Origin of the sequence: Sandaracinus amylolyticus (assembly GCF_000737325.1) — a bacterium.
GTDB classification, from domain to species: Bacteria; Myxococcota_A; Polyangia; order Polyangiales; family Sandaracinaceae; genus Sandaracinus; species Sandaracinus amylolyticus.
The window spans coordinates 4767457-4779376 of record NZ_CP011125.1 but is presented as its reverse complement, the minus strand read 5'-3'; the positions used below and the strand labels follow the sequence as shown (position 1 = coordinate 4779376).

Genomic DNA, 11920 nt, shown 5'->3' with positions numbered 1-11920 from the left:
CTCGTTGAATCCTCGCTGACCGGCTGCAACGAACGAGAGCGCCGAGATGTGGACGGATCTTGCCATCGCCGCGGGCGTCGGGCTCGCGGTCGCCGGGATAGCGACTCCTGCGGCTCGGGCTCTCGGTCGAAGGCTCGGCGCCGTCGACCAACCCGGCGGGCGCCGCGTGCACACCACGGCCACCCCACGCATGGGAGGCCTCGCGGTCGTCGCGGGGTACGTGACGGCGCTCGCGTGCGTCGCGGCGTGGGACGTTCACCAGGGACGCGCGTTCGCGGGCGCGCCGACGCCGATCCTCGGCTTCCTGGTTGGCGGCCTGCTGCTCGCGGGCGTCGGCGCCGTCGACGACGTCCGGGCGCTCGGAGCGAAGAAGAAGCTCGCCTTCCAGAGCATCGCGGCGAGCGTCGCGTGGGCCGCGGGCGCGCGGATCGAGGCCTTCGACCTGCCGTGGATCGGCAGCTTCGAGTTCGCGCCGGTAGCGAGCTACGTGATGAGCGTCGGGTGGATCCTCGCGTTCGTGAACGCGATCAACCTCATCGATGGGCTCGACGGCCTTGCGAGCGGGATGGTGTTCTTCGCTGCGATCACCAACACGATCGTCGCGCTCACCACGGAGAACCATCTCGCGGCGGTGTTGAACGTGGCGCTCGGTGCGTCCGTGCTCGCGTTCCTCTACTACAATTTCAACCCCGCGACGGTGTTCCTCGGCGACACCGGAAGCATGTTCCTCGGGTACGTCCTCGGGGCCTCCGCGTTGCTCAGTGGGCGGCAGAAGGAGAGCACGGTCGTCGCGCTGCTCGTGCCCGTCGTCGCGCTGGGGGTGCCGCTCACGGACACGCTGTTCACGATGCTGCGTCGCTTCCTCGAGCGCCGCCCCATCTTCTCCGCGGATCGCGGGCACATTCACCATCGACTGCTCGACCTCGGGTTCACCCACCGTCGCGTGGTGCTGCTGCTCTACGGGATCAGCGTGCTGACGTGCGTCGCCGCGATTGCCGCGGCGTTCGGCAAGGACTGGCAGGTCGGTCTCGCGCTCCTCGCAGCGGTCTTGGTCGTGCTCGCGAGCGCCCGGTTCGCTGGCTATTTCCGCCTGCGCGTTGTGCGCGAGGCGTCGGAGGTCGCGAAATCCCAGGTCCGCAACCGCATCGCGCTCGCGCTCGCCGGGAGCCACACGACGGCGTCGGAGTATCTGTGCCGGCTCTCGACGGTCGTTCTGGAAGTGGACGGGTTCGTGCGGTGCGAGCTCGTGCGTGACGAGCAGGTCCTGTGGAGCTGGCAGGACTCGCACGAAAAGGTCGCGCACCCGAACTCGTACGAGTACGTGTGGAACGTCGACGAGCGCACGTGGCGTCTTCGTTTCTTCGTCGACCCGGACCTGGCGTCCAGCACCGAGATCGAGCCGCTCCTCCAGCTCACGGGAGAAGTCGCCGCGCACATCCTCGCGCGCGACACGTCGTGGCGAGCGGTGGTCCGCGAGTCCCGGCCTGCGCTGCAGGCGGCCACGCGCGTCACCGCGGCGCCGCGCGAGGGCGAGCCGCTCGGCGCTTCGTCCGGCGCGGACGCCTGAGGCGGGTCGGATCGACGCCCCTCGATGCGCAGGCTCGCGCTCCTCAGGTCGATCGGGACCTACACGCTCCTCGGGTTCGTGCCGGTCGCCACGAACCTCGTGGTCGTGCCGATCTACCTACGGCATCTGTCGGTCGAGGAATACGGCCTCGTCGGACTCGCCAACGTCGCGTACACGTTCACGCTGCTCGTGACGGGGCTCGGGCTGCCCGAAGCGTACGGCCGCTTCTACTTCGAGAAGCACAACGCAGGTCGCGAAGGCGGCGGCCGGCTCCTCGGCACCGTGCTCGCGGGCGTCACCCTCAGCACGGCGCTCGCCGCGATCATCGCGCTCGTGTGTGGGCCGCGCCTCTACGATCTCGCCTGGCCGTCGCTTGCGTTCGAGCCGTACGGGTGGTGGATCGCAGTGTCCGTCGGTGGAGCAACGCTCCAGCAGCTCGCGTTCCTCGCATTTCGGAACGCCGAGAACCTCCGCATGGCGGCGCTTGCCAGTCTCCTACCGTTCGCCGGAGGCACGATCGGCACGTACGTCGCCGTCGCTTCGCTGGACGGTGGCGCGGAGGGCGCCGTCTCTGGGCGCGCGCTCGGGTACCTCGCCGGCGCCTCGCCCGCGCTCCTCGTCCTCGCGTCGAGTCTGCCGCTGCGCGTCCGTATGCCGCAGTTGCGAGAGCTGCTCGAGTACGGCCTTCCGATCGTCGTGTATTCGCTCTTGAATCACGTGCTCTTCCTCGGCGATCGCCTGCTCTTCGAGAGGTGGACGGATCTCGAGACCCTCGCCGTCTACGTTCTGGCGGTGACGATCATCTCGCCCGCAGACATCCTCGCGAATGCCGTCTCGCCCGCAATCGTGCCGCGAATCTACCGCGGATGGTCCGCCGGGGACGCGCGCGTCGATGTCGATCTACAGCGCATCTACGAAGGTCTGTTCGCGATCCAGGTGATCTTGCTGTGCATCGCGCTCACGTGCGCAGGCCCGGTCGTGACCTGGCTCGGCAGCGGCGAGTACACGGCATCGCTGCCATACCTGCCGTTCCTCGCGTTCGCTCACCTCTTCCGGGTCCGCTATCTCTATTTCTCGATGCCGCTCTTCTTCCACAAGCGGACTCGTTTCCTTCCGCTGATGACGCTGGCGTCGATCGGACTGGGCCTCGCTGCGGCCTATGCCGGGTTCCGATGGTTTGGCCCGGTCGGAATCACGGTCGGAGTCATCGCTTGGAAATTCTCCCAGCAGGCGCTCGCGCACGTCTTCGTCGTGCGGAGTGGATTGATGCGCGCAGCGGGGATGCCGAGGAGCACGATCCTGAGTTGCCTGTTCCTCGCCTACGTCGCGGCGAGCTACGCCGCGGATTCGACACCGGCCGTCCTGTGGGGCGGCGCCGCGTTTCTCACCGCCGCGTCCGCGCTCGTGCTGGCTCGGGTCCTCGCGGCGCATGGGGCGCTTCCTGTACACCGGGGCTCCGCGTGACGAACGACTCCCGCGCGAACCTGCCGAACGGTTTCCGGCTGCACCAGATTCTCTTCGGGGGGTTGGGCGGTCACGCGAGTGTCGCGCTCTCGTTGATCAGGAGCACGCCGCAGTTGCAGCACTCGGTCACGTTCTTCGGTATCGACGCGCCGCGTTCCGAGCACGTCGAGCTCTGTCGCGCTCGACAGGTCGCGTGGACGGGGGTGACGAAGCGTCCCGGTCTCGACCCGCAGTCGTTGCGCTCCGTCCTTGCCGATCTCCGCGCACGTCGACCCGACGTCGTGTTGGTCCACTCGCCGACCACGGTGCCGGCGGCGCTCGCGCATCGGCTGTCGACGGGCGTTCCCTTCGTCGTGGTGGATCACACTCCGAACTCCGCGAAAGAGCGCAGAGAGTGGATTGCGCTCGCGATGAGCCTCGTCGCGTCCGACTCCGTCGTCTTCCTCACGCCCGTGTTCCGCTCGGAAGTTCGCGCGCGCCTTGGAGTTGTGGTCGATCACGCACGAACGACCGTCATCCCAAACGGCATCGACACCGAGCGTTTTCGGCCCGCTCCGCGCGCCATCGGGGACTCGAGTCGCATCGTCGTATCGATGCTCTCTCGCTTCACGCCGCAGCGTGACCACGCGACGATCATCTCCGCCATCGAAACGCTCGTCGCGCACGATACCAATCTGCGCGCACGGCTGAGAGTCGTGCTCGCCGGCGACGGGGAGACGCTCGGCTCGATTCGAGCGCTCGTCACGAGCCGTGGGCTGGACGACGTGATCACGACACCAGGCGTGCTCGACGAGCCGAACGTCGTGAAGCTGCTCCACACGTCCGATATCTACGTTCATTCGTCCCTGGCCGAGACGATGAGCACGTCGGTGATGCAAGCGATGTCGACAGGGTTGCCCGTGGTCGCGACCCGCATCACGGGAATGGACCTCCTGATCGACGATGGACGCAGCGGCGTGCTGTTCACACCGGGTCGGGCTTCCGAGCTCGCCTCGGTCGTCGCCGGCCTGATCGGCGATCCGCACCGGCGCACGTCGCTGGGCGCCGAAGCGCGCCGTGAGGCGGTCGAGCGCCTTTCTGCCGCGCGAATGGCCGCCGACTATCAGCAGCACCTTCGAGAAGCGGTCTCGCGTGGCTCGACGTCGGTGAGTCGCTCTGCCGAGAACGGCGGAGCTCGAGTATGAGCGAGGAGCAATGTCCCTTCAGAGGATGATCGACAAGACGCTGCCCGTCCGAAAGGCAGCTTTCCGGTTCCTCGATCGCCGTGGGCTCCGAGGCGTTCTCGGTGGCGGGGTCAGTGTCTATAGCCTGCTCCGACGCGGCCGTGGAGTCTGGGTGACGCCGGAGAATGGGCTGTGGGTCCATCGGTTCGCCGATGGCTATCTCGTCAATCGCGTCATCGATACGACTCTTCTCGAGACGATCGACTACGTCGCCCGCGACACCTTTCTCCACGGTTTGACCGTGAGCCCGGGTGATGTCGTCGTCGACGTCGGCGCGGGCGTCGGCACCGAGGTCCTGACGTTCTCACGGCTCGCGGGTCCGGGCGGTCGCGTGCTCGCCATCGAAGCCCACCCAGAGACCGCGCGCGCGCTGCAACGCACGGTGATGCTCAACCGTCTTCGTCAGGTCGAGGTGATCGCCGCCGCCGCGACGGCGAAGGAGTGCGAGCTCTCGATCACCGACGACGAAGATCACATCAAGAGCCAGGTGCGCTCCGACGCGTCGTCCGGCGCCCATCGTGTGCCCGGAAGGCCTCTGGCGACGCTGCTGCGGGAGCGAGGCATCGAGCGGATCGACCTCGTGAAGATGAACATCGAAGGCGCCGAGCTCGACGCGCTACGCGGCATGGGCGCGGCGCTCGCGAACGTGCGGCAGGTGGCGATCAGCTGCCACGACTTCCTTGCGCCGGAGTCCGCCCCGCACGACTGGCGACGCACGTTCGACGGCGTGCGTGAGTTGCTGAGCGACGCGGGCTTCGAGCTGTGGACCAGGGAAGCCGACGAGCGCCCCTGGGTCCGCCACACCTGGTACGGCAGGCGTCGAACCTGATGGGCGAACCGCCGAACCGGCTCGTCTCGATCGATCTCCTGCGCGGCCTGTGCGCCATCGGTGTCGCGGTGTATCACGTGACGAGCTGGTTGCAGATCGCGCACCTCTACAACCTCGGCCTGTACGGCGTGTACGCGTTCTTCGTCATCTCGGGTGCGAGCATGACGCTCGCATACGACGCGCGCTTCGAACGCGGCTATTCGATCTCGAGATTTCTCGCTCTGCGGTGCGCGCGTCTTAGTCCGCTCTATGTCGTGGTCTGCGGGTACGTTGTACTCGTCGCGCTCGTAACGGGCACTCTCGACAGCAACCTCCTGAGCAAAGCCGCGCTGAACGTTACGTTCCTATTCGCACTAGCCAACCCAGGCGAAACGTCGATCGTCGTCGGCGGGTGGTCGCTCGGAATCGAGTTCATCTTCTACCTCCTGTTCCCAGCCCTGATCGCGCTCTCGCGTGAACGGGCGTACTCCGTACTCGTGGTCGCCCTCGTGATGTTCCAACTCGGGTTCTTGAACCTCGTACTCCGGGGCGACACGTCGTTCGCGGACAATTGGGGTCGATACACGCAGTTTGGGTCGTTCGCCGGGTATTTTGCGGTTGGAGTCTGGATCGGCCGACGACGGCTCCGAAACGCGAGCGATCGTGCCGACGTGAGGCTCGCGGTGGCGATCTCGGTTTCCGCCGCGGTGCCTCTAATCATCGCGCATGGAACCAGCTCCATCGATGCGCTGGTCGGCGTTCGCGGAACGCTGATGACGCTCTGCACGCTCGCGCTCGTCGCCAGCGTTGCGGAGGTCGACGTCCGGGGGGCCTCGGCACGTGCTGCCGACGTGCTCGGTGAAGCAAGCTATCCGCTCTACTTGCTACATCCGATCGTCTTCGCTCTGCTCCGCTCCCGTCGCATTCTTGGCACGTTTGCTGATGCGAATCCTCTCGTATTTACCGTTGTTGTGCTTGCGGTTTCGTTCGCCCTTGCGCTGGTCGTTCACCGACAATTCGAACGGCCGCTCCTCCGGAGAGCAAAGACGCTGTTCGGCTGACTGCCACCGAGATAGTCAATGCGTTCGCGATCTAGGCTTCACGACCGCAGCGTTCCGAAACTCGCGATCGTCGTCTGGATCGCGTCGCCCAGACGTGAAGTCGCGGTGCCGTCGGTCGAGTGGAAGTAGTCGCGGACAAAGGTGTCGAATCCAGAGCCTTCCTTCTCGATCGAACCGAAATCCACGTGTTCGGGATCGTCATCTAGGTCGCGCATCACGACCGCGACGCCGAGCGCTGCAAGGCGCCCAACGTCGTCGTGTGGAAACGCCCCGATGATGCAGAGCCTGTTCAGGAGAGCTGCGGGGATCATCAACGTTGAGGGCATCGAAAAGACGACCTGTGCGTCGCGCATGATCGCGGGAAGGTCGCAGTCTCGAAGCCACTCGACGTCAGGCCACGCAGGCCGCCAATCGTCTGCATAGCTCTCCGGGTGAAGCTTGATCAGTAGGCGTTGCCCGCGAGCGGCAGCGTACGCTCGAAGTCGCTCGTAGCAGGCGACCACCTCATGGCGCTCACGGAGGATCTTGCCCCACCGATTGCCCGTGAGGGGGCTATCGACGAGGAGCACGTGCCTACGCTCGCGCGCTGGCGGACGTTGGAACTCCAACAGATACGCATCGTACTCCGGGTTACCAATGAAGTACGAGGAACTCGCGGTCGCGCCGTGAATCTGCTCGTAGACTCGCGACGCACGCGCCGTGTAGCGGATGAACGAGTCAGGTAGTCGGAATCGGCCGCGCATCCTGACGCTCGCTTCCAGCGTGCCAACGCGTCGCGCGAGCAGCAGATATCCGACCGCCGCCGCGAGGCTCGGCCACCTCGTTGGAGTCCCGGATTTCAACAAGAATGAGATCGAATCGCGGCCACCACCCCCAGGCACCTGTGCTACGGGCTGAGAGCGCCAGTTGCGATGCACCGCACGATAACCTTCGAGATCGAGAAATAGCCCATGTTGGTACAGGATGGTCGGGATTCCGAGTGACTGGGCGGCGAGGTTCGTCGCGATCGAACGGGCGTCGTCGATTGCCATGAACAGGACGGCCTCGGCGTGGAGGGCGCAGAGCATCTCGCGCGCGGACGAATAGTCGTCGAAATACGCCCTAGGCAGGTCCGTATGAATCGACTCGGCCGCCGATCGACGGATCGAGCTGACGAAGACGAAATCGAAGCGCTCTCGAAGCGATTCGAACGCGGTGACGAATCCTCGTCGGTAGTAGGGCCAGCACAGGACCACTCGCGGCCTGTGCCCGGGCGAGAAGGGCGGGGGTCGCATCGAGCGTCTATCTCTTTCCGTCAACGGCGACGGCGCGGTACGCGCGATAGAGCGCGGACGCCATGCGCAGATCCTCCGGCTCGTCGATGTCGACGGCGCGATGCCACGGCATCGGGTGGAATCTGTGATCGGGCCCGTAGAACGTGCGCGCTTCGAGGAGCGCTTCGGTTCTCGCGATCCACGTCGCCCCGGTCGGGCAGTAGATGGGCTCGAGATCCTGAGAGCGCTTGAGGCGCTCGGACGGGAAGAGCGGCGCGGGACGGCCCTCCGCGTCCAGCCGCACCGCCCACCACGCGTGCGCCCATCCCATGTCGAAGCAAGAGATCTGGAAAGCAGCCCCGGAGCGCTCGAAGTGCTCGACGCCATCGCGGATGTCGTCTGCGTTGCGCAGCGGACACGCGGCGAAGAGTTGGACGACGACATCACACTCCAGTCCCTCGGCCGCCAGTCGCTCGATCGCGCTGATGGTTGCGAGGCTCACGGGTGAGTGATCGTCCGCGTAAGCCTCGCGCAGGAAGGGGACCTCGGCGCCCGCTCGTCTCGAGATCTCGGCGATCTCCTCGTCATCCGTGCTGACGATGATGCGATCGAAGAGGCCGCATTCGCGTGCCGCGTCGATCGTCCACGTGATCAGCGGCTTGCCTTCGAGCTCGACGACGTTCTTGCGGGGAATGCGCTTCGATCCGCCACGTGCCGGGATGAGCGCGAACCGACGCTGCGGGCTCATTCGACGACCTCTGCCCGCTCGGCACGCTCTGCGAGCTCCATCACCTTGAGAAGGTGGAGCGAGTCGGAGAGCGTCGCTGCGGCGCTCGCGCGACCCGACACGAAATCGAGGAAGTCGTTCATCTGTGCTCGATAGAAATCGAAGGGCACTTCGCCCGCGCGATGGAGCTCGATGGCCGCGCCATCGTAGGGCGTGAATCGCACGACACCCTCGGTGAACGAATAGTCGAGCCGGCCGCGTGTGCCCTGGATCCAACCGTGTCGACGATAGGACGGCGACAGATAGTCGAGATCAACCATCACCTGCGCGCCGCACTTCGTTCGGAGCACGAGAGCAACACTGTCGTCCACGTCGATCTCCAGATCGGAGAGACGCGCGACATCGCCGGTCACGCTCGCGAGGCGACCCATCCAGTGGAGCACGAGGTCCAGCTCGTGCGAGATCGTACGCAGGACTCCGCCACCGAGATCACGCCGGGCCGAGTATTCGGTCCGGTAGTCCGCGTCCGGATGGAACTTCGGCAGATGTTGCCCGAACGACAACTGCGCGCGGACGACTCGACCCAGCCGCGCGCCTTCATCAGCAAGGATGGCGTGCACCGCTCGCACGAGGGGATGGAAACGCAGGCAGTACGCAACACGAATGCGATCGGCGGCCGCGACCACTGCGTCGGTCAGCTCGCTTCGGTGCGCGACGAGCGGCTTCTCGACGAGCGCCGGAAGGCCGGGTACGGACGCGACGCGCGTCAGGGCCTCACCGTGGAGCGCCGTCGGGGTGGCGACGATGACGCCGTCGAGTGACGACGACCAGAAGCGCTCGGCATCTCGCTCCTCGACCACGAACGAAAGATCCGAGGGCAGCTCGCGCGCTGCTCCACGCCCGCTCCGCAGGGCGACGACACGATCGACACCGACGTCCTTCAGACAACGAGCATGGCGACGACCGATCGAGCCCAGGCCGACGATGCCGATCGTGACGCTCATCGTCGCCCCGCTTCGATCAGCCGTACGATCGCTCGTGTCTCGTCGCGCGCGATCGGAACGCTGCGCTCGGCGATCGAGGTCACGAACACTCGGAGCGCTTCGCGGAACGCGGTGAACGAGTCGGAGAACACGAGCGACGCATCGCCGGCGCTCCCGAGCACGTGAATGCGGATCGCCGAAGGCAGCGACGACGTCGTCGTGAAGCGCACGTCGAGCCCGTCGGGAAGCGCCACGTCGAGATGGTCGAGCGGACCACGTCGAAGGCGGCTCGCTCGCGCGTCCGCCCACGAGACGTCGGAGAGCTGGGCGACGACGGTCTCGATCCCGTGCACCGCGTAGGTGTCCCAGTACTTCGGGATCACCGCGTGCACGAGGCGCGGCTCGCCGACCTTTGCCGGGTCCCAGCGGAGCTCCGACGCGTAGCGCAGGGCCGAGCACGAGTAGATCTGACCGTCGTAGCGCTGCATCGCGAGCAGCGCGTCGAGGTCGCGCTCGGTGAGCGCGATCGGTTTGTCGACGTAGACGGGCAGCCCTGCATCGAGGAACGGTCGCGCGAGGCTCGCGTGTTGCGCAGCGTCATCGCGCGCGAGCAGCACGGCGTCGATCTCGCCCAACATCAGCTCCGGACGGTCCACGACCCGCGCGATGCGCGAGGCGCGCGCGACGTGCTCCGCAATCGCGCGCTCCTGCGCCCATACATGCGTCACGCGCGCGAGCGCCCCGAGAGACTCCTCCGGGAATCTCCGGAGCCGCAGGTACGCCGGAATGGCGGGGAACGGACACTCCGCCATGTGCTCGGCGTCGTAGCCATTGAAGATCGCCGACCAAGAATACGGGTGACCGTTGCCGTCCGAGAGCCCGAGGATCCCGAGTCGAAGCGTCACGTCAGCTCCAGTTCGTCGGCAGCAGGATTCGTTCGTCGTCGAGGGCGAGCCCGCGTGTCGCGTCCTCCACCGCGCCTGCCTCGAACGACCGGTCGGCGGTCCGAAGGTGCTCGCAAAGGTGATCCACTCCGTCCACACCCACGACCGCGGCATCGATGCCGCGGTGTGACAGCACGAACGTCAGCGCGATCTCGATCGGCGTCGCCTCGAGGTCGGCGGCGATCCTCCCGAGCGCTCGCAGCGTCGGTAGGATCGCTTCCAGTCGCGACGGGACCCGCTCTGCCGGCAGCGTCAACAAGCCCTGGAGGAACACGGATCGTGCGTGGACCTCGACGCCGCGCGCGCGCAGCTCCCGGAGCAAGGGCTCGAACCGACGATCGACGACGCTGAAGGGGATCTGCACGAGATCGATCGGCACGCTCGACCGCAGCACGTCCTCGAGATCCTGGGGCCGGTAGAACGAGACGCCGATGCGAGCCGTTGCTCCTCGCGCGCGATGCTCTGCGAGCGCCTGGAAGACGGCGGGGTCTCGTCGGAACGTCGCCACGTCGTGGAGAAGCACGGCATACGGGGTGACGCGGAGCCTTGCGAACGACTCCGAGAGGCGCGCATCGACCTCGTCAGCCCGCGTGTTCGCCGGAAGCTTCGTGACGACGCGGAATGCATGCTCGGGCGGCATGCTCTCGCCGAGCACGCGCTCGCTGTCGCCATAAGCGATGGCCGTGTCGAGCGTGCGCACGCCCGCGTCGTGGGCGCGCGCGAGGATCTCGCGAACTTCGTGCGGGAGGACCTGGCCTCGCTGGTTCGCGATGCCGTAGCCGAGCCCGAACTGCACCGTGCCGAGCGCGAGCTTGGCGATCCGATCGGACACGCTCACTCCAACGCGTCCCACGTAAGCCGCGTGCCGCGCGGGAGGTCTCGACGCGCGGTGCGCCCGAGCACCTCGGGCAAGTACTTGGGCGGAAGCCCGTAACCAGGGCGGATCGCGCGGACGTTCTCGCTCGTGAACGCCTCTCCCGCGCGCACGTCCTTCACGACATAGAGCGAGCGACGGAACGCGACGTTCTTCTCCTCGCTCACCTCACGCGCATACGTGATGTTCCCGACTGCTTCCCAGGCGGTGCGGCAGCCTCGTACGAGCTCGGCGAGCTCGGCGGGCTCGAGCGAGAACGCAGAGTCGGGGCCGCCATCGGATCGCCGCATGGTGACGTGCTTCTCGATGAACGCAGCGCCGAGCGCGACCGCTGCTGCCGCGACCGTCGTGCCCAGCGTGTGATCCGAGAGCCCGGTGACGACGTCGAATGCGTCGGCCATGTGCGGGATGGTCCGCAGGTTCGCGTCGGTCGCCGGCGCCGGATACGCGCTGATGCAGTGCAGGACGATCAGCTCACGCGCGCCGTTGCTGCGCGCCGTGTCGACAGCCTCCTGGATCTCGCCCAGGTTCGCCATCCCGGTCGAGATGATCATCGGCTTGCGCGTGCGCGCGCAGCGCGCGATCAGCGCGAGGTCGATCGCCTCGAACGACGCGATCTTGTACGCCGGCGCACCGAGCTCCTCGAGCAGGTCGACTGCGGTCTCGTCGAACGGAGTGCTGAACACCGCGAGGCCGAGCTCACGAGCTTTCGCGAACAGCGCGGCGTGCCACTCCCACGGCGTTTGTGCCTCCTCGTACAGATCGTAAAGCGAATATCCGTCCCACAGGCCGCCGCGGATCTGGAAGTCCTCCTGCGGCGCATCGATCGTCATCGTGTCGGGCGTATACGTCTGGAGCTTCACAGCGTCCGCGCCTGCCGCCTTCGCGGCCTGCATGATCTCGAACGCGCGGCCGATATCGCCGTTGTGATTCGCAGAGAGCTCGGCGACGACGTAGGGCGGGTCCTGCGTCGAGATGCGGCGACCAGCGATCGTAACGGCTCGCATGCGTTATCT

Annotated in this window: 11 protein-coding genes; 5 read left to right on the top strand and 6 right to left on the bottom strand. The window is 66.6% G+C overall.

The window, feature by feature from the left end; all coding sequences use genetic code 11:
* The first annotated feature begins 46 nt into the window (after nucleotides 1-46).
* From DB32_RS20325 to DB32_RS20305, 5 genes are read left to right on the top strand one after another with little or no spacing between them, the layout of a single operon-like run.
* Nucleotides 47-1567 carry a glycosyltransferase family 4 protein gene (locus tag DB32_RS20325; RefSeq protein WP_083457544.1) on the top strand — a complete coding sequence of 507 codons (1521 nt, stop codon included), beginning with the start codon at nucleotides 47-49 and terminating at the stop codon, nucleotides 1565-1567.
* A 24-nt stretch (nucleotides 1568-1591) separates the two neighbouring features.
* Nucleotides 1592-3031 (top strand): lipopolysaccharide biosynthesis protein, encoded by a 1440-nt coding sequence (locus DB32_RS20320; RefSeq protein WP_053234315.1) that lies wholly within the window; start codon nucleotides 1592-1594, stop codon nucleotides 3029-3031.
* Nucleotides 3028-4215: a glycosyltransferase family 4 protein gene (locus DB32_RS48365; protein ID WP_053234314.1), complete on the top strand. Its 1188-nt coding sequence runs from the start codon at nucleotides 3028-3030 to the stop codon at nucleotides 4213-4215. Before DB32_RS20320 ends, DB32_RS48365 begins: the two co-directional genes overlap by 4 nt.
* Nucleotides 4216-4240: 25 nt before the next feature.
* Entirely contained in the window at nucleotides 4241-5083 is an 843-nt protein-coding gene (locus DB32_RS20310) for an FkbM family methyltransferase (protein ID WP_169791496.1), read from the top strand.
* A complete protein-coding gene (locus tag DB32_RS20305) occupies nucleotides 5083-6123 on the top strand; it encodes an acyltransferase family protein (protein ID WP_053234312.1) in 1041 nt (346 codons plus the stop codon). Before DB32_RS20310 ends, DB32_RS20305 begins: the two co-directional genes overlap by 1 nt.
* 38 nt (nucleotides 6124-6161) lie before the next feature.
* Here DB32_RS20305 and DB32_RS20300 read toward each other — a convergent pair whose 3' ends face one another.
* Genes DB32_RS20300 through pseI form a run of 6 tightly spaced genes read right to left on the bottom strand, consistent with a single transcriptional unit; the run spans nucleotide 6162 to nucleotide 11911 of the window.
* On the bottom strand, nucleotides 6162-7358 hold the full coding sequence (locus DB32_RS20300; protein WP_053234311.1) for a hypothetical protein: 1197 nt from the start codon (nucleotides 7356-7358) through the stop codon (nucleotides 6162-6164).
* Between the two features lie 46 nt (nucleotides 7359-7404).
* The gene (locus DB32_RS20295) at nucleotides 7405-8124 is read right to left on the bottom strand and encodes an acylneuraminate cytidylyltransferase family protein (protein ID WP_053234310.1); all 720 of its coding nucleotides are present in this window, start codon (nucleotides 8122-8124) and stop codon (nucleotides 7405-7407) included.
* The gene (locus tag DB32_RS20290) at nucleotides 8121-9107 is read right to left on the bottom strand and encodes a Gfo/Idh/MocA family protein (protein ID WP_053234309.1); all 987 of its coding nucleotides are present in this window, start codon (nucleotides 9105-9107) and stop codon (nucleotides 8121-8123) included. Before DB32_RS20290 ends, DB32_RS20295 begins: the two co-directional genes overlap by 4 nt.
* Nucleotides 9104-9991, bottom strand: coding sequence for a Gfo/Idh/MocA family oxidoreductase (locus DB32_RS20285; protein ID WP_053234308.1), 888 nt, complete (start codon nucleotides 9989-9991; stop codon nucleotides 9104-9106). The genes DB32_RS20290 and DB32_RS20285 overlap by 4 nt, the downstream gene beginning before the upstream one ends.
* Before the next feature lies 1 nt (nucleotide 9992).
* The gene (locus DB32_RS20280; protein ID WP_169791495.1) at nucleotides 9993-10862 is read right to left on the bottom strand and encodes an aldo/keto reductase; all 870 of its coding nucleotides are present in this window, start codon (nucleotides 10860-10862) and stop codon (nucleotides 9993-9995) included.
* 2 nt (nucleotides 10863-10864) lie between these two features.
* A complete protein-coding gene (gene pseI / locus DB32_RS20275; protein WP_053234306.1) occupies nucleotides 10865-11911 on the bottom strand; it encodes a pseudaminic acid synthase in 1047 nt (348 codons plus the stop codon).
* Nucleotides 11912-11920: the final 9 nt, after the last annotated feature.

Coding starts and splice junctions, on each gene's coding strand:
- DB32_RS20325 (WP_083457544.1), top strand. CDS start 47: ATGTGGACGGATCTTGCCATCGCCGCGGGCGTCGGGCTCGCGGTCGCC.
- DB32_RS20320 (WP_053234315.1), top strand. CDS start 1,592: ATGCGCAGGCTCGCGCTCCTCAGGTCGATCGGGACCTACACGCTCCTC.
- DB32_RS20310 (WP_169791496.1), top strand. CDS start 4,241: ATGATCGACAAGACGCTGCCCGTCCGAAAGGCAGCTTTCCGGTTCCTC.
- DB32_RS20305 (WP_053234312.1), top strand. CDS start 5,083: ATGGGCGAACCGCCGAACCGGCTCGTCTCGATCGATCTCCTGCGCGGC.
- DB32_RS20295 (WP_053234310.1), bottom strand. CDS start 8,124: ATGAGCCCGCAGCGTCGGTTCGCGCTCATCCCGGCACGTGGCGGATCG.
- DB32_RS20290 (WP_053234309.1), bottom strand. CDS start 9,107: ATGAGCGTCACGATCGGCATCGTCGGCCTGGGCTCGATCGGTCGTCGC.
- pseI (WP_053234306.1), bottom strand. CDS start 11,911: ATGCGAGCCGTTACGATCGCTGGTCGCCGCATCTCGACGCAGGACCCG.